The 20459-nt window shown below is 72.2% G+C and carries 17 protein-coding genes; 14 read left to right on the top strand and 3 right to left on the bottom strand.

Going from position 1 to position 20459, the window contains the following annotated elements; genetic code table 11:
• Nucleotides 1–22: 22 nt before the first annotated feature.
• The 5 genes from ispG to ACWC1K_RS28690 all read left to right on the top strand — a co-directional run bounded on the left by ispG (nt 23) and on the right by ACWC1K_RS28690 (nt 6056).
• The gene (gene ispG / locus ACWC1K_RS28710) at nt 23–1180 is read left to right on the top strand and encodes a flavodoxin-dependent (E)-4-hydroxy-3-methylbut-2-enyl-diphosphate synthase (RefSeq protein WP_115905551.1); all 1158 of its coding nucleotides are present in this window, start codon (nt 23–25) and stop codon (nt 1178–1180) included.
• Between the two features lie 224 nt (nt 1181–1404).
• On the top strand, nt 1405–2253 hold the full coding sequence (locus ACWC1K_RS28705; protein WP_450835535.1) for a GNAT family N-acetyltransferase: 849 nt from the start codon (nt 1405–1407) through the stop codon (nt 2251–2253).
• Nucleotides 2254–2331: 78 nt separating this feature from the next.
• The gene (locus tag ACWC1K_RS28700; RefSeq protein WP_450835533.1) at nt 2332–2898 is read left to right on the top strand and encodes a GNAT family N-acetyltransferase; all 567 of its coding nucleotides are present in this window, start codon (nt 2332–2334) and stop codon (nt 2896–2898) included.
• A gap of 73 nt (nt 2899–2971) precedes the next feature.
• Nucleotides 2972–4675, top strand: a complete 1704-nt coding sequence (locus ACWC1K_RS28695; protein ID WP_450835531.1) for a proline--tRNA ligase — start codon at nt 2972–2974, stop codon at nt 4673–4675.
• Nucleotides 4676–4829: 154 nt separating this feature from the next.
• Nucleotides 4830–6056 (top strand): M20 metallopeptidase family protein, encoded by a 1227-nt coding sequence (locus tag ACWC1K_RS28690; RefSeq protein WP_450835529.1) that lies wholly within the window; start codon nt 4830–4832, stop codon nt 6054–6056.
• A gap of 141 nt (nt 6057–6197) precedes the next feature.
• On the opposite strand, the gene ACWC1K_RS28685 is transcribed toward ACWC1K_RS28690, so the two are convergent.
• From ACWC1K_RS28685 to ACWC1K_RS28675, 3 genes are read right to left on the bottom strand one after another with little or no spacing between them, the layout of a single operon-like run.
• Nucleotides 6198–7106: an aminoglycoside phosphotransferase family protein gene (locus ACWC1K_RS28685; RefSeq protein ID WP_450835527.1), complete on the bottom strand. Its 909-nt coding sequence runs from the start codon at nt 7104–7106 to the stop codon at nt 6198–6200.
• A 27-nt stretch (nt 7107–7133) separates the two neighbouring features.
• Nucleotides 7134–7592 carry a ferritin-like domain-containing protein gene (locus ACWC1K_RS28680; protein WP_450835525.1) on the bottom strand — a complete coding sequence of 153 codons (459 nt, stop codon included), beginning with the start codon at nt 7590–7592 and terminating at the stop codon, nt 7134–7136.
• Nucleotides 7589–8101 carry a hypothetical protein gene (locus tag ACWC1K_RS28675; RefSeq protein ID WP_450835524.1) on the bottom strand — a complete coding sequence of 171 codons (513 nt, stop codon included), beginning with the start codon at nt 8099–8101 and terminating at the stop codon, nt 7589–7591. The genes ACWC1K_RS28680 and ACWC1K_RS28675 overlap by 4 nt, the downstream gene beginning before the upstream one ends.
• 202 nt (nt 8102–8303) lie before the next feature.
• Between ACWC1K_RS28675 and rimP the strand changes: the two genes are divergently transcribed.
• The 9 genes from rimP (at nt 8304) to ACWC1K_RS28630 (ending at nt 20459) form a co-directional block, all read left to right on the top strand.
• A complete protein-coding gene (rimP, locus tag ACWC1K_RS28670) occupies nt 8304–8801 on the top strand; it encodes a ribosome maturation factor RimP (RefSeq protein WP_450699742.1) in 498 nt (165 codons plus the stop codon).
• 2 nt (nt 8802–8803) lie between these two features.
• Nucleotides 8804–9814: a transcription termination factor NusA gene (gene nusA / locus ACWC1K_RS28665; RefSeq protein ID WP_450835522.1), complete on the top strand. Its 1011-nt coding sequence runs from the start codon at nt 8804–8806 to the stop codon at nt 9812–9814.
• Between the two features lie 101 nt (nt 9815–9915).
• Nucleotides 9916–10194 (top strand): YlxR family protein, encoded by a 279-nt coding sequence (locus ACWC1K_RS28660; protein WP_450835521.1) that lies wholly within the window; start codon nt 9916–9918, stop codon nt 10192–10194.
• A 148-nt stretch (nt 10195–10342) separates the two neighbouring features.
• A complete protein-coding gene (infB, locus tag ACWC1K_RS28655; protein ID WP_450835519.1) occupies nt 10343–13459 on the top strand; it encodes a translation initiation factor IF-2 in 3117 nt (1038 codons plus the stop codon).
• Nucleotides 13460–13601: 142 nt separating this feature from the next.
• Nucleotides 13602–13895 carry a DUF503 domain-containing protein gene (locus tag ACWC1K_RS28650; RefSeq protein ID WP_242775834.1) on the top strand — a complete coding sequence of 98 codons (294 nt, stop codon included), beginning with the start codon at nt 13602–13604 and terminating at the stop codon, nt 13893–13895.
• Between the two features lie 32 nt (nt 13896–13927).
• Nucleotides 13928–14374, top strand: a complete 447-nt coding sequence (gene rbfA, locus ACWC1K_RS28645; protein WP_450835517.1) for a 30S ribosome-binding factor RbfA — start codon at nt 13928–13930, stop codon at nt 14372–14374.
• Complete coding sequence (gene truB / locus ACWC1K_RS28640; protein ID WP_450835516.1) at nt 14371–15276, top strand: tRNA pseudouridine(55) synthase TruB; 906 nt, start codon at nt 14371–14373, stop codon at nt 15274–15276. Before rbfA ends, truB begins: the two co-directional genes overlap by 4 nt.
• A gap of 368 nt (nt 15277–15644) precedes the next feature.
• Entirely contained in the window at nt 15645–19250 is a 3606-nt protein-coding gene (locus ACWC1K_RS28635; RefSeq protein WP_450835514.1) for a trypsin-like peptidase domain-containing protein, read from the top strand.
• 261 nt (nt 19251–19511) lie between these two features.
• Nucleotides 19512–20459, top strand: a complete 948-nt coding sequence (locus ACWC1K_RS28630; protein ID WP_450835512.1) for a bifunctional riboflavin kinase/FAD synthetase — start codon at nt 19512–19514, stop codon at nt 20457–20459.

Genomic DNA, 20459 nt, shown 5'->3' with positions numbered 1-20459 from the left:
ACGACTTGGGGTTGCACAGCAGATGACTGCGATTTCTCTCGGCATGCCGTCCGTTCCGACCAGGGTTGCCGAGCGTCGGCAGAGCAGGCAGATCCAGGTCGGCTCCGTGGCGGTCGGCGGCGACGCGCCCGTGTCCGTGCAGTCGATGACCACGACCCGTACGTCCGACATCGGCGCGACCCTCCAGCAGATCGCCGAGCTCACCGCCTCCGGCTGCCAGATCGTGCGCGTCGCCTGCCCCACGCAGGACGACGCGGACGCGCTCGCCACCATCGCGAAGAAGTCGCAGATCCCGGTCATCGCCGACATCCACTTCCAGCCGAAGTACGTGTTCGCTGCCATCGAGGCGGGCTGCGCGGCCGTCCGCGTCAATCCGGGCAACATCAAGCAGTTCGACGACAAGGTCAAGGAGATCGCGCGGGCCGCCAAGGACCACGGCACCCCGATCCGCATCGGCGTCAACGCCGGCTCCCTCGACCGGCGCCTGCTCCAGAAGTACGGCAAGGCGACCCCCGAGGCCCTGGTCGAATCGGCCCTCTGGGAGGCGTCCCTCTTCGAGGAGCACGACTTCCGGGACATCAAGATCTCGGTCAAGCACAACGACCCGGTCGTGATGATCGAGGCGTACAAGCAGCTCGCCGCCCAGTGCGACTACCCCCTCCACCTCGGTGTGACGGAGGCCGGCCCCGCCTTCCAGGGCACGATCAAGTCGGCGGTCGCCTTCGGCGCGCTGCTCTCGCAGGGCATCGGTGACACGATCCGCGTCTCCCTCTCCGCGCCCCCCGTGGAGGAGGTCAAGGTCGGCAACCAGATCCTGGAGTCCCTGAACCTCAAGCAGCGCGGCCTGGAGATCGTCTCCTGCCCGTCCTGCGGCCGCGCCCAGGTCGACGTCTACAAGCTGGCCGAGGAGGTCACGGCGGGCCTGACCGGTATGGAGGTCCCCCTCCGCGTCGCCGTCATGGGCTGCGTCGTCAACGGCCCCGGCGAGGCCCGCGAGGCCGACCTCGGCGTCGCCTCCGGCAACGGCAAGGGCCAGATCTTCGTCAAGGGCGAGGTCATCAAGACGGTCCCCGAGTCCAAGATCGTCGAAACCCTCATCGAGGAGGCCATGAAGCTGGCCGAACAGATGGAGGCGGACGGAACCCCGTCCGGTGAGCCGTCGGTCTCGGTGGCGGGCTGAGGACACTTTTCGAGCGCCGGCCGGGGTTTGATCTTTCCAGCCCGTCCGGCGTTTGAGGACGAGGCCGTTCAGGCCGAAAAGCGGGGGCCCGGGGCGGCAGCCCCCAGACGGCACGGCAGCCAAGGCCCACGGGCCAACGGCCAGTACGCCAACCGGGGGCGGCACCGCCCGGCTTCCGCAGGTACAGTGCGGAGATCAGCAGAACCGCACGATGAGGCCCGCACGTGTTGACGCAGACCACCTCACGGGTGCTCGAACCGAGCGACCTGGACGCCGCGCTCGCCGTCCTCGACCGCGAGCCGGTCGCGAATGCCTTCGTGACCTCCCGGGTGCAGGTCGCGGGCCTCGACCCGTGGCGGCTCGGCGGCGAGATGTGGGGCTTCTACGAGGAGGGCATGCTGACCTCCCTCTGCTACGCGGGCGCCAACCTCGTCCCGATCTGCGCCGGCCCCCGCGCCGTACGCGCCTTCGCCGACCGCGCCCGCAGGGCCGGCCGCCGCTGCTCCTCGATAGTCGGCCCCGTCGAGGCCACCACCCAGCTGTGGCGCCTGCTCGAACCCAGCTGGGGCCCCGCCCGCGAGGTCCGCGCCCACCAGCCGCTCATGGTCACCGACCGGATGCCCGCGGGCATCGCCCCGGATCCCTACGTCCGCCGCATCCGCAAGGACGAGATGGAGACGATCATGCCGGCCTGCGTGGCGATGTTCACCGAGGAGGTCGGCGTCTCACCCCTCGCGGGGGACGGCGGGCTGCTGTACCAGGCCCGGGTCGCCGAACTCGTCGGCTCCGGCCGCTCGTTCGCCCGCCTGGACGAGCACGGCAAGGTCGTCTTCAAGGCGGAGATCGGCGCGGCCACCCCCCAGGCCTGCCAGATCCAAGGGGTGTGGGTCGCCCCTGAATACCGGGGGAGGGGGCTCGCCGCCCCGGGCATGGCCGCGGTCCTCCGCTACGCGCTGGCGGACGTGGCCCCGATCGTCAGCCTCTACGTCAACGACTTCAACACCCCCGCGCGAAGGGCGTACCAGCGGGTGGGGTTCCAGGAGGTCGGCGCGTTCATGAGCGTTCTCTTCTAGCCGCACTTCAAGCCGGACTTCCCGCCGCAGTTCACAGCACTGTTCTGAGCCTCGTACGGGACCTGTAGTCTCCCCGGCATGCTGCGCTTTCCCGGTCACGGACACCACCACCCCGAAGACGTCGTGATCGGCCCCCTCGACCTCTCCGCCCGGGTCGACGAGGCGCTCGCCGTGCAGGCCGTGGCCTTCGGACTCGGTTCCGACGAGGTCGCCGTACGACGGCAGATCGTCCTGCGGCACATGACGTACCCGGGAGCCCGCGCCCTCGGAGCCACCGTCGGGGGCCGCCTCGTCGGTTTCGTCTACGGCATGCCGAACGACCGTACGCACTGGTGGTCCACCGTCGTCGAGCCGTACCTCCGCGCGCAGGGGCACGACGGCTGGCTCGACGACTCCTTCGTGATCACCGAGCTGCACGTCCACCCGCGCCACCAGAACCTCGGCATCGGCCGCTCCCTGATCACGACCATCACCGACGGTGCCGACGAGCCCCGCTCGATCCTGTCGGCGATCGACGTCGACAGCCCGGCCCGCGGCCTCTACCACTCCCTCGGCTACCAGGACCTGGCCCGCCAGGTCCTCTTCCCGAGCGCCCCGAAGCCGTACGCCGTGATGGGCGCCCCCCTCCCCCTTCGGCGTCGTTAACGGATTTCCACCGGCACAGCAAGCCCGGCTAACCTCCATGCCATCACCGTTTCCCGGCAGGAGTACGAGAACCATGGCGAACGCACCGGTCCAGCGCATGTCCCAGTTGATGGCGAAGACGCTGCGTGACGACCCGGCGGACGCCGAGGTCCTCAGCCACAAGCTCCTCGTCCGCGCCGGCTACGTGCGCCGCACCGCCGCCGGCATCTGGAGCTGGCTGCCCCTCGGCAAGAAGGTCCTCGCCAACGTCGAGCGGATCGTCCGTGAGGAGATGGACGCGATTGGCGCCCAGGAGGTGCTGCTCCCCGCCCTGCTGCCCAGGGAGCCGTACGAGGCGACCGGCCGCTGGGACGAGTACGGCGCCGAGCTGTTCCGCCTCCAGGACCGCAAGGGCGGCGACTACCTGCTCGGCCCGACCCACGAGGAGATCTTCACCCTGCTGGTGAAGGACCAGGCGTCCTCCTACAAGGACCTGCCGGTCATCCTCTACCAGATCCAGCACAAGTACCGCGACGAGGCCCGCCCGCGGGCCGGCATCCTGCGCGGCCGCGAGTTCCTGATGAAGGACTCGTACTCCTTCGACACCGAGGACGAGGGCCTGGCCCAGTCCTACGCGCTGCACCGCCAGGCCTACCAGCGTGTCTTCGAGCGCCTCGGCCTCGACTACCGCATCTGCGCCGCCACCGCGGGCGCGATGGGCGGCTCCAAGTCGGAGGAGTTCCTCGCCCCGGCCGAGGCCGGCGAGGACACCTTCGCGGACTGCCCGAACTGCGACTTCGCGGCCAACACCGAGGCGATCACCTACGAGCTCAAGGCGGTGGACGCCGAAGGCGTGCCCGCGCTGGAGGAGATCCCGACCCCCGACACCCCGACCATCGAGACCCTCGCCGCCTTCCTGGAGGTCCCGGCCTCCGCCACCCTGAAGAACCTCCTCGTGAAGGTCGACGGCGAGATCGTCGCCGTCGGTGTCCCCGGCGACCGCGAGGTCGACATGGACAAGGTCGAGGCGCACTTCGCTCCGGCGGTCGTCGAGATGGTCACCGAGGCGGACTTCGCGGGCCGCCCGGACCTGGTCCGCGGTTACGTCGGCCCGCAGGGACGGGGCGAGAAGGTCAAGTACATCGCCGACCCGCGTGTGGCCCCCGGCACCGCCTGGATCACCGGCGCCAACAAGGCGGCCACGCACGCCAGGAACGTCGTGGCGGGCCGTGACTTCGAGGTGGACCAGTACGTGGACGTCGTGGTCGTCCAGGAGGGCGACCCGTGCCCCAAGTGCGGCACCGGCCTCAAGCTGGACCGCGCCATCGAGATCGGCCACATCTTCCAGCTCGGCCGCAAGTACGCGGACGCCCTGAAGCTCGACGTCCTCGGCCAGAACGGCAAGCCGGTCCGCGTCACCATGGGCTCCTACGGCATCGGCGTCTCCCGCGCGGTCGCGGCCCTCGCCGAGCAGACCGCCGACGAGCAGGGCCTGTGCTGGCCCGCCGAGGTCGCCCCGGCCGATGTGCACGTCGTCGCCGCGGGCAAGGCCCTGCAGATCGAACGCGCCCTCGACGTCTCCGAGAAGCTGCGGGCGGCCGGTCTGCGCGTCCTGGTGGACGACCGCGCGGGCGTCTCCCCGGGCGTCAAGTTCACGGACGCCGAGCTCATCGGCGTACCGAAGATCCTGGTCGCGGGCCGCCGCTCCGGCGAAGGCGTCCTGGAGCTGAAGGACCGCAAGACGGGCGAGCGCGAGGAGCTGACGGTGGACGAGGCGATCGCCCGCCTGAGCGCGTAAGGCGAAACTCCTTCAGGGCGCCCCGACTCTGGAGCGTCCTGAAGGAGTGCGGGGCTGTTTCGCCGATTTCCGCACGACGCTGAGTCGTCCCCTCATCATTTCCGACCACATGGGCAATACATGTGACAGACGGTGCACGGGTGAGGGGAGAGGGATGACTCTGAGGGAAGACGCGCGTGAGCTCCAGGGTGAACTGGCCGTCCTGCGCCGGGCGTTGCACCGGGAGCCGGAGATAGGGCTGCACCTGCCGCGCACACAGGAGAAGGTGCTGGCCGCGCTGGACGGACTGCCGCTGGAGATCAGCACCGGCCGTTCGCTCTCCTCGGTCACGGCCGTGCTGCGCGGCGGCGGCGCGCCCGACGGCCCCGTCGTACTGCTGCGCGGCGACATGGACGCCCTGCCCGTCACCGAGCGCACCGGCGCGGAGTTCGCCTCCCGGATCGCGGGCGCCATGCACGCCTGCGGCCACGACCTGCACACCGCCGGTCTGGTCGGCGCCGCCCGGCTGCTCGCCGACCGGCGCGAGAGCCTCGCCGGGGACGTGGTGTTCATGTTCCAGCCGGGGGAGGAGGGCTGGGACGGCGCCGGGCACATGGTCGAGGAGGGTGTGCTGGAGGCGGCGGGACGCCCGGTCGACGCCGCCTACGGGCTGCACGTCAGCTCGTCGACGTACCCCACCGGCGTCTTCGCCTCCCGCCCCGGCCCGCTGATGGCGGCCTCGGCGGGCCTGCATGTGCGCGTGGTCGGCGCCGGCGGCCACGGCTCGCGCCCGCACAACTCCCTCGACCCGATCCAGGCGGCCTGCGAGATGGTCACCGCCCTGCAGACGATGGTGACCCGGCGCTTCGACGTGTTCGACCCGGTCGTGGTCACCGTCGGCACCTTCCACGCCGGCACCCGGCGCAACATCATCCCCGACGACGCGGCCTTCGAGGCGACCGTCCGCACCTTCTCGCCGGCCGCCGCCGAACGCATCGCAGAGGTCTCCGTACGCCTCTGCCGGGACATCGCCACCGCCCACGGCCTCACCGCCGAGGTCGACTTCGTCCCCGAATACCCGGTCACGGTCAATGACGCCGGCGAACACGACTTCCTCGCCGACACCGTCCGCGAGGCGTTCGGGGAGGAGCGCTACGAGCAGCTCACCGACCCGATCACCGGCTCGGAGGACTTCTCCCGGGTCCTGGACCGGGTGCCGGGCGCCTTCGTCTTCCTGGGCGCCGACACCAGCGGCGACCCGCGGACCGCCCCCACCAACCACTCACCGCTCGCCGCCTTCGACGACGCGGTGCTGTCCGACGGGGCCGCCCTGCTCACCGAACTCGCCGTCCGCCGACTCGACCGTCTCACCGGGGAGGCACAGCGCGCCCGTACCACCTGACCCCCGCCGTGCCCGCGCCCGGCCCGGTCCTCATGCCGGTGGAGGTGCGGGCATGAGCGCAGTCCGTACGGTCCTCACGGGCGAAGGGCGAGCGAACTGCCGTAAGGGGCGCGGGGCTGCATCGACCTGCGCTGCACCGCCCTAGAGCCACCCGGCGAACTCCAGCAACAGCTCCGCGTCCTTGGCCCGCCCGACCCGCAGCGCCCGCACCCCGGACTCCACAGCCCGGAACAGCGTCCACCCCCGCAACCGCTCCTGATCCACATCCAGCGACTCGGCGAGCCGCTTCACCCGCCGCCGGGTAGTCGCCGCCCCCGCCGGCGAGGCGATCAGATCCTCCACCCGGTCCCGCACCAACCGAGCCAGATCGAACGCACACTCACCCACCACCGGATCGGGCCCCACGGCCAGCCACGGCATGCGCTCGCCGGCGAGAACCTTGCTCTGCCGAAACGTCCCGTGCAGCAGCCGCTGCTCAGGCGGGTCCGCCAGCAGCCCCTCGCGGGCGGCGAGCGCGGCGTCGACCAGCACGGCCACCGCGGTGAAGCCCGACGCAGTCGCCCGCATGGCCTCCGCCTGCCGCCCGGTCCGCTCGGCCACGGTCTCGAAGACATGCCCGCCCTCGTCGGCAGGTGGCTCCACCCACAGCCGCCGCAAGGTCCCCGCAGCCTCCAGCAGCGCCTTCGCCTCCGGCAACGAGCGCACCGACACATCCGGATGCAGCCGCTCCAGCAGCAGCACACCCTCCGTCGTGAACGGTTCGACCAGCTGTACGGCGCCCTTACCGCCCCAGTGCGCCAGCGCCGCCCGCTCGCTCTCCGGACGGGCCCGGGGCGGGGCCAGCTTCAGCACGGCGGGCGTCCCGTCGGGGCGCCGCACCAGCACGACCAGGCTGCTGCGCCCGCCGGGCACCTGCACCCGTTCCACGGTCAACTCGCGTAGCGCAACCGCCTGCCGGGCCGCCTCGGGCAGCTTCTCCAGCCAGTCGTCGCCGTCCGGTGCCGTCTCACCGAGCGCCCTGACCAGACGCTGCGGCGGTGCGAAAACCATGCGCGAGTCGTTCCCTTCCAGTACGCGTTACGCCGTGGGGGCCGGCGAGGCCGGGGCGGTGGCCGCCCGCTCGGCGAGCCCAGGGAAGGCTACGCTCTCGCCGCTCCAGCGCACCGCCCGCACCGCCGCCTCCCGCAGCGCCCCGGCGGCCGCGCGCCGCCGCTCGCCCCCGGTTGCCCGCACCAGGTCGGAGTAGACCCCCGCCAGCCGGTCCTCCAGTTCGGTGGCGAGCCGCACGGCCGCGGCCGAGTCCGGCACCGGGAACGGCAGCGCGTACCCCGCCGCCGCAGCCACCGGCGTGCCGCCCAGGTCCCGTACCTCATGGCTGAGCGCGTCCCGCCGGGCCCGGTGCGCGTCGTACGCCGCCCGGGCCTCCGCCCGCCGTCCGGCGCGGATCCGCCCGCCGACCACCCCATAGCCGTACACGGCCGCATGTTCGGCTGCCAGCGCCGCCTGCAGGGCCTTCAGTTCCTTCTCCCGGCTCACCCGGCACCCTCCGTCAGCAGATACACATGCGCCGCCCCGGCCGCCGCCACCGAGGCCAGCAGCCGCGCCAGCTCACCCGGCACGTCGAGAAGCGCCGCGATCCGCCGGTCGGCCAGAGCCCGCTCGGCGGCGGCAAGCCCGCCGAGGGCCTCCTTCTGGTTCGCGGGCACGGCGGCGGAAGGCGAAGCCGGATCCGGCGTCGCGGGGGAGGCCTTCGCCACCGTCCCCCCGAAAGCCTCCACATGCCGGCCGACCTCCGCCCGCAGCGCCCCCAACTGCTCCGCCACGGCGGGATGCGCGGCGATCACGGCGTCGTACCGCCCGAGCAGCCCCACGCTGTCCCGTGCGGCACGCGCGCGTGCCTTCTCCGTGACCGACGGACTGCCACCGGCACTCTCCTCGGACCCCCCGGCGGAGCACCCCACCAACAGGGCGGCCCCGGCGGCCGAAGCGAGCACGGATCTTCTGCGCGGCCCCGAGGGGGCACGCAAGGGTGGGGGGTACGACACGGCTGACGTCCTCGGGGGCCTCGTACGAACGCATGGGCGGGAAACCACCCCGCCGTGATCACGGTACCCGCGCCCGCGCCCGCCGGTGTTCATCGGCACCGCACGTCCGTACGTGGACGGCAACACACCCTGCGACCGGATACCCTTTGACCAGACACGCGACCCATCCCACAACAGCACACGCGGCCGAGGAGTCACCCGGATGAGCACCACCCAGAGCGAGAGGCTGCGAGAGCTCCTGGAACCGCTCGTCAGCTCCCAGGGCCTGGATCTCGAAGAGATCGCGGTGGACTCCGTCGGACGCAAGCGGGTGCTGCGCGTGGTCGTCGACTCCGACACCGGGGCCGATCTGGACCAGATCGCCGATGTGAGCCGCGCGCTCTCGGCGAAGCTGGACGAGACGGACGCGATGGGCGAGGGCGAGTACACCCTCGAGGTCGGAACCCCGGGCGCGGAGCGCTCCCTCACCGAGCACCGGCACTATGTGCGCGCGGTCGACCGGCTGGTGAAGTTCCAGCTGACCGACAGCGGCGAACTGGTCGCCAGGATCCTGAAGGTCGACGACGAAGGCCTCGACCTCGAAGTGCCCGGGGTGAAGGGCCGCAGGCCCACCAGCCGCAGACTCGCCTTCTCGGACATCGACAAGGCGCGCGTGCAGGTCGAGTTCAACCGCAAGAACGAGAAGGAAGAGGAGGCGTAGCCGTGGACATCGACATGAGTGCCCTGCGGGGCTTGGTACGGGAGAAGGAGATCTCCTTCGACCTGCTGGTCGAGGCGATCGAGTCGGCCCTCCTCATCGCCTACCACCGCACCGAGGGAAGCCACCGCCACGCGCGCGTGAAGCTCGACCGGGAGACCGGACACGTGGTCGTGTGGGCGAAGGAGGACCCCGAGGACCTCGAAGAGGGCCAGGAGCCCCGCGAGTTCGACGACACCCCGTCCGACTTCGGTCGTATCGCCGCCACCACCGCCAAGCAGGTCATCCTGCAGCGGCTGCGCGACGCCGAGGACGACGCGACGCTCGGCGAGTACGCCGGCCGCGAGGGCGACATCGTCACCGGCGTGGTCCAGCAGGGCCGCGACCCGAAGAACGTGCTCGTGGACATCGGCAAGCTGGAGGCCATCCTGCCGGTGCAGGAGCAGGTGCCGGGCGAGACGTACCCGCACGGCATGCGGCTGCGGTCGTACGTCGTACGGGTGGCGAAGGGCGTCCGCGGCCCGTCCGTGACCCTCTCGCGCACCCACCCGAACCTGGTGAAGAAACTCTTCGCCCTGGAGGTGCCGGAGATCGCCGACGGCTCCGTGGAGATCGCCGCGATCGCCCGTGAGGCCGGTCACCGCACCAAGATCGCCGTACGGTCCACCCGTTCGGGCCTGAACGCCAAGGGCGCCTGTATCGGCCCCATGGGCGGGCGGGTGCGCAACGTCATGGGCGAGCTGAACGGCGAGAAGATCGACATCGTCGACTGGTCGGACGACCCGGCGGAGATGGTCGCCAACGCGCTGTCGCCGGCGCGGGTCTCCAAGGTGGAGGTCGTGGACCTCGCCGCCCGCTCCGCGCGCGTGACGGTGCCGGACTACCAGCTGTCGCTGGCGATCGGCAAGGAAGGGCAGAACGCCCGCCTCGCGGCCCGGCTGACCGGCTGGCGGATCGACATCCGCCCGGACACCGAGCCCGCCGAGGACCCGCGTGCGGAGCAGCGCGGGGAATAGATCCAAGCCGCGGATGGCTTAGATCACGACAGTTGTATGCGCGGAACTGTTCGATTCTTGCCCCAAAGGGGTGGGGTCGCCACGGGGAGGTAGACTTAAGGGTGTCTGGCCGGACGCGTGCCCGCGCATGCCCTGAGCGCACCTGTGTGGGGTGCAGGCAGCGAGCGGCCAAGACGGATCTGCTGCGCATCGTGGCGGTCGAGGGCGAATGCGTCCCCGATCATCGCGGTACGCTGCCCGGCCGGGGTGCGTATGTGCACCCCGCCCTGGTCTGTCTCGACCTGGCGGTACGCCGCCGGGCGTTCACGCGGGCGCTGCGCGCCCCGGGAGCGCTCGACACAAAGGCGTTGCGCCTCTATGTCGAGCAGGCAACACCGTAAGACGTGGTCGTACGGAACCTCCGTGCGGCCCTGGTACCCCGCGAGTTGGAAGTAGGTCGAGATTGCGATGAGCACTCGATGAGCACGCGATGAGTACGCCCATGAAGTAGCGACGGTCCGGACGCAACCCGGACCTAAAAGGAGCGAAGTGGCTAAGGTCCGGGTATACGAACTCGCCAAGGAGTTCGGGGTTGAGAGCAAGGTCGTCATGGCCAAGCTCCAAGAACTCGGTGAATTCGTCCGTTCGGCGTCTTCGACCATCGAAGCGCCCGTCGTCCGTAAACTGACGGACGCCCTCCAGCAGGGCAACGGAGGCGGCAAGTCCGCCCCCGCACGCAAGGCTGCCCCGGCGAAGCCGGCAGCCCCCTCTCCGGCGCAGGCAGCCCGTCCGGCCGCCCCGCGCCCGCCGGCCCCCAAGCCGGCCGCCGCCGAGAAGCCCGCGGCTCCCGCCGCGCCGGCCGCTCCCGGCCCCCGTCCCACCCCGGGCCCGAAGCCCGCGCCGCGGCCCGCCCCGGCGTCCCCGGCTCCGACCACGCCCGAGTTCACGGCGCCTCCGGCGGCTCCCGCCGCCCCGGCTGCCTCCCAGGGCCAGGGCTCCGGCCCGCGTCCGGGCGCCCCGCGTCCGGCAGGCCAGGCCCCGCGTCCGGGTGCCCGTCCCGGCGGCCCCGCTCAGGGCGGCCAGGGTCGCGGCGACCGCGGTGACCGTCCCGGCGCCCCGCGTCCGGGTGGCCAGGCGCCGCGTCCCGGTGCCCGTCCGGCCGGTCCCCGTCCGGGCAACAACCCCTTCACCTCCGGTGGCTCCACCGGCATGGCGCGCCCGCAGGCGCCCCGTCCGGGTGGTGCCCCGCGTCCCGGTGGCCCGGGTGGCGCACCCGGCGGCGCTCCGCGTCCGCAGGGTGCCGGCCAGGGCGGTCCGCGTCCCCAGGGTGCGGCGGGCGGTCCCCGTCCGCAGGCTCCGGGCGGCGCGCGTCCGACCCCGGGCGGCATGCCCCGTCCGCAGGGCGGTCCCCGTCCCGGCGGCGGCCCCGGCGGCCCGCGTCCGAACCCCGGCATGATGCCGCAGCGTCCGGCTGCCGGCCCGCGTCCCGGCGGCGGTGGCCCCGGCGGCCGCGGTCCCGGCGGCGGCGGTCGTCCCGGTGGCGGCGGCGGTCGTCCGGGTGGCGGCGGCGGCTTCGCCGGTCGTCCCGGTGGCGGTGGCGGCGGCTTCGCCGGTCGTCCCGCCGGTCCCGGTGGTGGCGGTGGCGGCGGCTTCGCCGGTCGTCCCGGCGGCCCCGGTGGTGGCGGCGGTGGCCGTCCCGGCTTCGGCGGTCGTCCCGGTGGTCCGGGCGGTCGTGGTGGCACGCAGGGCGCCTTCGGTCGTCCCGGCGGTCCCGCGCGTCGCGGTCGCAAGTCGAAGCGGCAGAGGCGCCAGGAGTACGAGGCCATGCAGGCCCCGTCGGTCGGCGGCGTGATGCTGCCTCGCGGCAACGGCGAGTCCATTCGCCTGTCGCGCGGTGCCTCCCTCACCGACTTCGCGGAGAAGATCAACGCCAACCCGGCGTCGCTCGTCGCGGTCATGATGAACCTCGGCGAGATGGTCACGGCCACGCAGTCCGTCTCCGACGAGACGCTGCAGCTCCTCGCGGGCGAGATGAACTACACGGTTCAGATCGTCAGCCCCGAGGAGGAGGACCGCGAGCTGCTCGAGTCCTTCGACATCGAGTTCGGCGAGGACGAGGGCGGCGAAGAGGACCTGGTCGTCCGTCCGCCGGTCGTGACCGTCATGGGTCACGTCGACCACGGAAAGACCCGACTGCTCGACGCCATCCGCAAGACGAACGTCATCGCGGGCGAGGCCGGCGGCATCACCCAGCACATCGGTGCCTACCAGGTCGCGACCGAGGTCAACGACGAAGAGCGCAAGATCACCTTCATCGACACCCCGGGTCACGAGGCGTTCACCGCCATGCGTGCCCGTGGTGCGAAGTCGACCGACATCGCGATCCTGGTCGTCGCGGCCAACGACGGCGTCATGCCGCAGACGGTCGAGGCGCTCAACCACGCCAAGGCGGCCGACGTCCCGATCGTCGTCGCGGTCAACAAGATCGACGTCGAGGGCGCCGACCCGACCAAGGTGCGCGGTCAGCTCACCGAGTACGGGCTGGTGGCCGAGGAGTACGGCGGCGACACGATGTTCGTCGACATCTCCGCCAAGCAGGGTCTGCACATCGACTCCCTGCTGGAGGCCGTGGTCCTCACCGCGGACGCCTCGCTCGACCTGCGGGCCAACCCGAACCAGGACGCGCAGGGCATCTCCATCGAGTCCCGCCTCGACCGCGGCCGTGGTGCCGTGTCGACGGTCCTCGTCCAGCGAGGCACCCTGCGGGTCGGCGACACGATGGTCGTGGGCGACGCCTACGGCCGAGTCCGCGCCATGCTCGACGACAACGGCAACAACGTCGCCGAGGCCGGCCCGTCGACGCCGGTCCAGGTCCTGGGCCTGACCAACGTCCCGGGTGCGGGCGACAACTTCCTGGTGGTGGACGAGGACCGTACGGCCCGTCAGATCGCCGAGAAGCGCGCCGCCCGTGAGCGCAACGCCGCGTTCGCCAAGCGCACGCGCCGTGTCTCCCTCGAGGACCTGGACAAGGTGCTCAAGGCCGGCGAGGTCCAGCAGCTCAACCTCATCATCAAGGGTGACGCTTCTGGTTCCGTCGAGGCTCTCGAGTCCTCCCTGCTCCAGCTGGACGTCGGCGAAGAGGTCGACATCCGCGTCCTGCACCGCGGCGTCGGTGCGGTCACGGAGTCGGACATCGACCTGGCGATGGGCTCGGACGCCATCGTGATCGGCTTCAACGTCCGTGCGGCAGGCCGCGCGGCGCAGATGGCCGAGCGCGAGGGCGTGGACGTCCGCTACTACTCGGTCATCTACCAGGCGATCGAGGAGATCGAGGCGGCCCTCAAGGGCATGCTCAAGCCGGAGTACGAAGAGGTCGAGCTCGGTACGGCGGAGATCCGCGAGGTCTTCAAGTCGTCCAAGCTGGGCAACATCGCGGGTGTTCTCATCCGCTCCGGCGAGGTCAAGCGCAACACCAAGGCGCGCCTGGTCCGCGATGGCAAGGTCATCGCGGAGAACCTCAACATCGAGGGTCTGCGTCGCTTCAAGGACGACGTCACCGAGATCCGCGAAGGCTACGAGGGTGGTATCAACCTCGGAAACTTCAACGACATCAAGGTCGACGACGTCATCGCGACGTACGAGATGCGCGAGAAGCCGCGCGTCTGATCCAGCACGCGATCGGGGCCGATCGGCGGGGAAGTTCCTCCACGGAATTTCCGTCGATCGGCCCCGGCCGTTGCGTGTACGGTTCCCGTATCGGCGTCGGCGCGGCGCCCGTACCCCGAACCGGCGGGACATCCGGACACACATGTATGTGGGGACTCTGTCCTTCGACCTGCTCCTCGGCGACGTCCACTCGCTCAAGGAGAAACGCTCTCTCGTCCGTCCGATCGTGGCCGAGCTCCAGCGTAAGTACGCGGTGAGCGTGGCGGAGACGGGCAGTCAGAACCTCCATCGCAGGGCCGAGATCGGGCTCGCGATGGTTTCCGGGGACACGGGACACCTCTCCGACGTACTGGACCGCTGCGAGCGGCTGGTCGCCGGGCGGCCCGAGGTGGAGCTGCTCTCGGTTCGACGCAGGCTCCACAGCGACGAAGACTGAAGCAAGAAGTAAGTACTTAAGGAGACGGACCAGTGGCCGACAACGCGCGCGCCAAGAGGCTGGCGGACCTCATCCGAGAGGTGGTGGCCCAGAAGCTGCTGCGCGGGATCAAGGACCCGCGGCTCGGCTCACACGTCACCATCACGGACACCCGGGTCACGGGTGACCTGCGGGAGGCGACCGTCTTCTACACGGTGTACGGCGGCGACGAGGAGCGGGCGGCCGCGGCCGCCGGGCTGGAGAGCGCCAAGGGCGTGCTCCGCTCCGCGGTCGGGGCGGCCGCGGGTGTGAAGTTCACGCCGACGCTGACTTTCGTGGCGGACGCGCTGCCCGACACCGCGAAGACCATCGACGACCTCCTCGACAAGGCCCGCCAGTCCGACCAGAAGGTGCGCGAGGTCTCGGCCGGTGCCACCTACGCCGGCGAGGCGGACCCGTACAAGAAGCCGGGTGAAGACGAGGACGACACCGCCGAATGACCCAGAAGAACCGGACGCCCGACGGGCTTGTCATCGTGGACAAGCCGTCGGGCTTCACCTCGCACGACGTGGTCGCCAAGATGCGCGGCATCGCCCGCACCCGACGGGTCGGGCACGCCGGCACCCTCGACCCCATGGCGACGGGCGTGCTCGTCCTCGGCATCGAGCGCGCCACCAAACTGCTCGGTCACCTCGCGCTGACCGAGAAGGAGTACCTGGGCACGATCCGCCTCGGGCAGACGACCCTGACCGACGACGCAGAGGGCGAGATCACGGGGTCGGTCGACGCCTCGAAGGTCACCCGCGAGGCCGTCGACGCGGGGATCGCCAAGCTCACCGGCAACATCATGCAGGTGCCGTCCAAGGTCAGCGCCATCAAGATCGACGGCGTGCGCTCCTACAAGCGGGCGCGGGAGGGCGAGGACTTCGAGATCCCCGCCCGGCCCGTCACCGTCTCGTCCTTCGCGGTGTACGACCTCCGGGACGCCGTCGCCGAGGACGGCACCCCGGTGCTGGACCTGGTGGTCTCCGTGGTCTGCTCCTCCGGCACCTACATCCGGGCCCTGGCCCGCGACCTGGGCGCCGACCTGGGCGTCGGCGGCCACCTCACCGCCCTGCGCCGCACCCGGGTGGGCCCGTACAAGCTGGACGCGGCGAAGACGCTCGACGAGCTCCAGCAGGACCTGGCGGTGATGCCGATCGCGGAGGCGGCCACGGCCGCGTTCCCGCGCTGGGACGTGGACACCAAGCGGGCCCGGCTGCTCACCAACGGCGTACGGCTGGAGATGCCCGAGGTGTACGCGGGCGGCGGCCCGGTGGCCGTCTTCGACCCCGAGGGGCGCTTCCTCGCGCTCGTCGAGGAACAGAAGGGCAAGGCGAAGAGCCTGGCCGTCTTCGGCTGAGCGCTCCGCTGGGGGTGCGGTGATGGGTCGTCTTTTCGTCTGCGGCGCGGTCGTGGCTGGGCGCGCCCACGCGGCGGAGCCGCACATCGATACAGCCACGCGCCCCTGAAGGGGCGCTGTCGAACCGTTGCGTACTTCGCCCGTGGAGCGGCGGTCACGGGGTTGTGCCCGCCGCTCCACGGTCCCCCCTCGGTTCCCCCACCCCTAGGGTGTATCCACCGACCCCCGCCTGTTCACCCGTCCGGGCAGGCGCTCGGAGTGAACCGAGGGAGCGGAAGGGGGCGCGTTCGCCAAGTGATCTGTCCCGCTGATCATCGCGGCCCTAACGTCGAACCGAGGGCACAGATGTACGGCGGGGAGGCGCGAACATGGCGGGACGGGGCCCGCGGACCGGGGGCGGACACCGGTCGGCGGAGGACACGCGAACCGGACACACCCCTGACGGGGGACAGGTCGCCCGCGACGCCGCCCTGGTCCGCGTCCACGATCTCGCCGGCCGCCCCCGCGGCACCGGCTTCGTCGCCGACCACCACGGCACCGTCATCACCAGCCATGAGGCCGTCGACGGCCTGCCCAGGCTCGTCCTGCACACCGCCGACGACCGCACCTGCGTGGTGACCGCGGACGCGGTGACCCCGCTGCCCGGCCTGGACCTGGCCCTCGTACGCACCGAGGGCCTCGGCGTCGACCCGCTGCCGGTCACGGTCCGGGACCGGGTCGAGACCGGCAGATACGTCCGCCTCGCCGCCGGCTGCTGGCGCGAGGCTCGTGTGCTCGGCGCGACCTCCGTGACGTACGCGGCGACGGACCGCTTCCATCTCCTCGACGAGGCCCTGGAGTTGGCGATCGGCACGACCGGCCGGGACGCCCTGCGGCTGGGCGGCGGAGCGGCCGGCGGACCGGTCCTGGACGCCGAGACCGGCGCCGTGGTCGCCGTCCTGGGCACCGCACTGCAGTCCGGCAACCGCGACGTCGGCTTCGCGGTCCCGCTGCGTCCCGCACCGAGCGGCCCGCTCGCCGCCCTGCTCGCCCGGAACGCGGAGACCGTGCCCGCGTACGGAGCCGACCTCAACCTGGCCGGTGTACTGGAGCTGACGGCGACGTCGGTGGGGCAGGACGGCCCGCCGGGGACGCTGGAGGGCCAGGTCGGCCGGAAGGGCGTCGAGCCGGTCGAACGGGCCGGGACGGCAAGGGAGTTGGCCGCGTTCGCGCGGGGCCCGGCCACCGTCCTCGGTCTCGTCGGGCCACCGGGCAGCGGTCGTACGACGGAACTCGCGTCCCTCGCCGCCCGCCGCAATCGCGGCCCCGAACCGGCCCCCACGCTGTGGCTGCGCGGCGCCGACCTGAAGGAGGACGACACCTCGGTCGAGGACGCGGCCGCCCGGGCGCTGGCCCGCGCCGCCCGCATCGTCGCGGCGGCGAGGTCCACCTGTGCGGCCGCCCTGGGCGACACCGGCCCGAACCGCCTGGCCCAGGCCGCCCGCGCGGCAGACCGCCCCCTGCTCCTCCTCCTGGACGGCCCCGAAGAAATGCCGCCCGCCCTGACCCACCGCCTACGGGAGTGGACCGAGGGGACGGCGCAATGGCTGCGGGAGACGGGGACGAAACTCGTGGTGGCGTGCAGGGCGGAGTACTGGGAGGCCTTTTCGGTCGCTGCCGGCACGCTTTGTGGCGCCGGTCCGCACATTCCAGCCCGGCCGGCGTCTGAGGACGAGGCCGTTCAGGCTCAAAGCGGGGATCCGGGGGCGGCAGCCCCCAGGGACGGGACGGGTAGCGACGGCGGGGGCGACCTCCCCTGCGTACGCCTCGGCGACCTCACGGAGGACGAGGCCCGCAGAGCCCGCGCGCGCTACCGCATCCCCGAGGGCACCCTCGAAGCCCCCGACGCCCGCCACCCCCTCACCCTCCGCCTCCTCTCGGAGGTCCACGCGGCCCTCCAGGACGCCCCCACCGCCCGCGTGGACCGCAACGACGTCCTCGCGGCCCACCTCGACCTGATGTGCCTGCGCATCGCCGTCAGACTGGCCGCCGAGAACGGCCTGCGCGGCACGGCCGTACGCCGTCTCGCCGCAAAGGTCTCCGGCCAGGTCCACGAGGCCGCCCGCCGCAGCCTCGGCCCCGGGCACGGCGAGCTGGACCGGAAGACGTTCGAGGCGGTGTTCCCCTGGGGAGGGGCCCCCGCGAGACTGGGCGGCGGCACCGGCTGGGCGTCCGCGGTCCTCACCGAGGGCCTGCTCGTCCCCGCCGGCAGCGGCTACCGCTTCGCCCACGAGGAACTCGCCGACTGGCTCCAGGGCATGCACCTCGACCTCGACGAGGCCCTGCGCACCCTGGTCCACCACGGCCGTACCCCCGACGGCGGCACCCGCGCCCTTCCCGTACCGCACCACCGCATCGGCCCCGTCGTAGAGGCCCTGCTGCTCCTCGCCCGCCAGGAGGGAACCGCTCAACTCGCGGTAAGAATGGAGGAGTTGGCCAACGTCCTGGATGCGGACCCGGACTCCTGGTGGCCCGCACGCCTCCTCACCGAAACCCTGCTGCGGGTACCGGACGCCACCCCGTACCTGGCGGTCCTGCGGCGGCTCGCCGACCGGCTCGTGACAGCACGCCGGCAGAGCTGTCCGAACTCCCGGGAGACCAACGACGATTCCCGTCCCGCCCCCACCGCCACGGCCCCTTTCGCTCCCGGCTTCTGGACCGCCCTGCCGCTCCCGCAGACCGAACGCCTCGACCTGCTGCGCCATCTGCTCCTCGCCGACGGCCCGCCGCAGGACACCGGCCCCCGCTTCCTGGACGCCGTCTCCCGGCTGCTCGCCGCCGACCCCGCCGCCGTACAACCCCTCCTCACCCGCTGGTTCGACGACGACCGCCCGCTCCCCGCAACCCCGCACGCGACCGTGGCCAAGGCGGCGCAGGCACTGCTGCACACCCACCGGCACCTCGCTCTGGACGACCTGACCGAGGTGCTGGTCGAGAGTGCGCACCCGAGGGCGGACGAGTTGCTCGCCGTGCTCGCCGAGGACGAGCCGTCCACCATCTGCCGGGCCGTCGACCGGTGGGCGCACGACGAGCGGCCCGCGCGGCGGGTGGCGGCGGTGGCGTACGGCCTGCGCGCCGCCCCCCACGTCCGTACCGACGCCGACCGCGAACTCCTCCGCTATGCCGCCCTCGCCCTCCTCGCCCGCCCCGCCGACTGCACCTTGCACGGCGGCGCGCTCGCGCTCCTCGTGCGCGATCCACGCACGCGTGCCCGCCATCTGCCGCAGGCGCTGCGCCAGTTCGCGGCCGGCGACCCGCACGTCCCGCCGAGCGCCCTGGTCGCCGCCCTGACCACGCACCCGGAACCGGTCCTGGACGCCTTCCGTGAGCGTCTGCGCGGGCCGGACACCGGTCAGGCACTGCGCACACTCGCCGACGTCACCACGCCCCCACTGGCCCGCAGGGTCGCCACGCTGGTGCGGGAGGCGGTGGAGCGGCGCCCGGAGACCGCCGTCGACGTGGCCGCGTACGTCGACCGGAGGCTCGACCAGGGACCGGAGGCACGCGCCGTGCTCTTCCCCCTGGTCACGGGTCTGCTCGACGGCGGCCCCGAGGAGGTGCGGGCCGCGCTCGCCGCCGTACTCGCCGCTCCCGGCACCCCCGCCTCCCGCCTGCTGCGCCGCGAACTCCTCGACTTCCTCCTGACCCACGAACAGCACCCCGCCGTCCTGGACGCCCTGCTGCACACCGCGGCGCCGCGCGGCGGCGACGACCTGCGCGAGCTCGTGCACCGCACCGGCCTGCTGCTCGTCCGCACCCCGGACGGCGCGAGCCGTTTCGACCGCACCCTGGTCGACCTCGGCCGGCAGGTCCCCGGCTTCGCCGCCCGTATGTCCGGCTGGCTCACCGAGGCCCCGCAGGCCTGGTCGGCGGTGGTGGGCCCCGGCGCCCGCCGCATGATCGAAAACCTGGCGGGCGCCCGCGTGCCGGTCTGAGCAGCACACCAAGCAGGCGGGGCGATCTGCTGCGGTTCGGTAGCGCCCCTTGAGGGGCGCGGGGAACTGCGCGACCAGCCCCGACGGCGCCGCAGTCGAACGACGGCATACAACGGCATACAGCGGCACTACCCGCGGAGCGCCTGGCGTGCGTCGGGTCACAGCCCCCATGCCGATGCGGGCCGTTCGGACCGGGCATGGCACCCTTAGACCTGCGTAAGAGGTCGGTAGACACGGACACGGGTTCGAGGAGCGGTCACAGTGCAGCGCTGGCGTGGCTTGGAGGACATCCCCGAGGACTGGGGGCGCAGCGTCGTCACCATCGGCTCCTACGACGGAGTCCACCGCGGTCACCAGCTGATCATCCGGCATGCCGTGGACCGCGCGCGCGAACTGGGCATCCCGTCCGTCGTCGTCACCTTCGACCCGCACCCCAGCGAGGTCGTCCGCCCCGGCAGCCACCCGCCGCTGCTGGCCCCGCACCACCGCCGCGCCGAGCTGATGGCGGACCTCGGCGTGGACGCGGTCCTGATCCTTCCCTTCACCACCGAGTTCTCGAAGCTGTCGCCGGCCGACTTCGTCGTGAAGGTCCTGGTCGACAAGCTGCACGCCAAGGCGGTCGTCGAGGGCCCGAACTTCCGCTTCGGGCACAAGGCCGCGGGCAACGTCGAGTTCCTCGCCGAGCAGGGCAAGGTCTACGACTTCGAGGTCGAGGTCGTCGATCTGTATGTGCGCGGGGAGGCGGGCGGCGGCGAGCCGTTCTCCTCCACCCTGACCCGGCGCCTGGTCGCCGAGGGGGACGTCGAGGGCGCCGCCGAGATCCTGGGCCGTCCGCACCGCGTCGAGGGCGTCGTCGTACGGGGCGCTCAGCGGGGCCGTGAGCTGGGCTTTCCGACCGCCAACGTCGAGACCCTGCCGCACACCGCGATCCCGGCGGACGGCGTCTACGCCGGCTGGCTGCACGTCCAGGGCGAGGCGATGCCGGCCGCGATCTCCGTCGGCACGAACCCGCAGTTCGACGGGACCGAGCGCACGGTGGAGGCGTACGCCATCGACCGCGTGGGCCTCGACCTGTACGGCCTGCACGTGGCCGTCGACTTCCTGGCCTACGTCCGCGGTCAGGCGAGGTTCGACTCCCTGGAGGCCCTGCTGGAGCAGATGGCCGAGGACGTGAAGCGGTGCCGCGAACTGGTGACGGCCGCCGAATAG

The sequence above is a fragment of the Streptomyces sp. NPDC001492 genome, assembly GCF_053597275.1.
This window is presented reverse-complemented; position numbering and strand designations above follow the sequence as displayed.

What these genes read in the sequence shown, in the direction of transcription:
- ispG (WP_115905551.1), top strand. Translation starts at nt 23, where the DNA reads ATGACTGCGATTTCTCTCGGCATGCCGTCCGTTCCGACCAGGGTTGCC.
- ACWC1K_RS28700 (WP_450835533.1), top strand. Translation starts at nt 2,332, where the DNA reads ATGCTGCGCTTTCCCGGTCACGGACACCACCACCCCGAAGACGTCGTG.
- ACWC1K_RS28695 (WP_450835531.1), top strand. Translation starts at nt 2,972, where the DNA reads ATGGCGAACGCACCGGTCCAGCGCATGTCCCAGTTGATGGCGAAGACG.
- ACWC1K_RS28690 (WP_450835529.1), top strand. Translation starts at nt 4,830, where the DNA reads ATGACTCTGAGGGAAGACGCGCGTGAGCTCCAGGGTGAACTGGCCGTC.
- ACWC1K_RS28685 (WP_450835527.1), bottom strand. Translation starts at nt 7,106, where the DNA reads ATGGTTTTCGCACCGCCGCAGCGTCTGGTCAGGGCGCTCGGTGAGACG.
- rimP (WP_450699742.1), top strand. Translation starts at nt 8,304, where the DNA reads ATGAGCACCACCCAGAGCGAGAGGCTGCGAGAGCTCCTGGAACCGCTC.
- ACWC1K_RS28650 (WP_242775834.1), top strand. Translation starts at nt 13,602, where the DNA reads ATGTATGTGGGGACTCTGTCCTTCGACCTGCTCCTCGGCGACGTCCAC.
- truB (WP_450835516.1), top strand. Translation starts at nt 14,371, where the DNA reads ATGACCCAGAAGAACCGGACGCCCGACGGGCTTGTCATCGTGGACAAG.
- ACWC1K_RS28635 (WP_450835514.1), top strand. Translation starts at nt 15,645, where the DNA reads ATGGCGGGACGGGGCCCGCGGACCGGGGGCGGACACCGGTCGGCGGAG.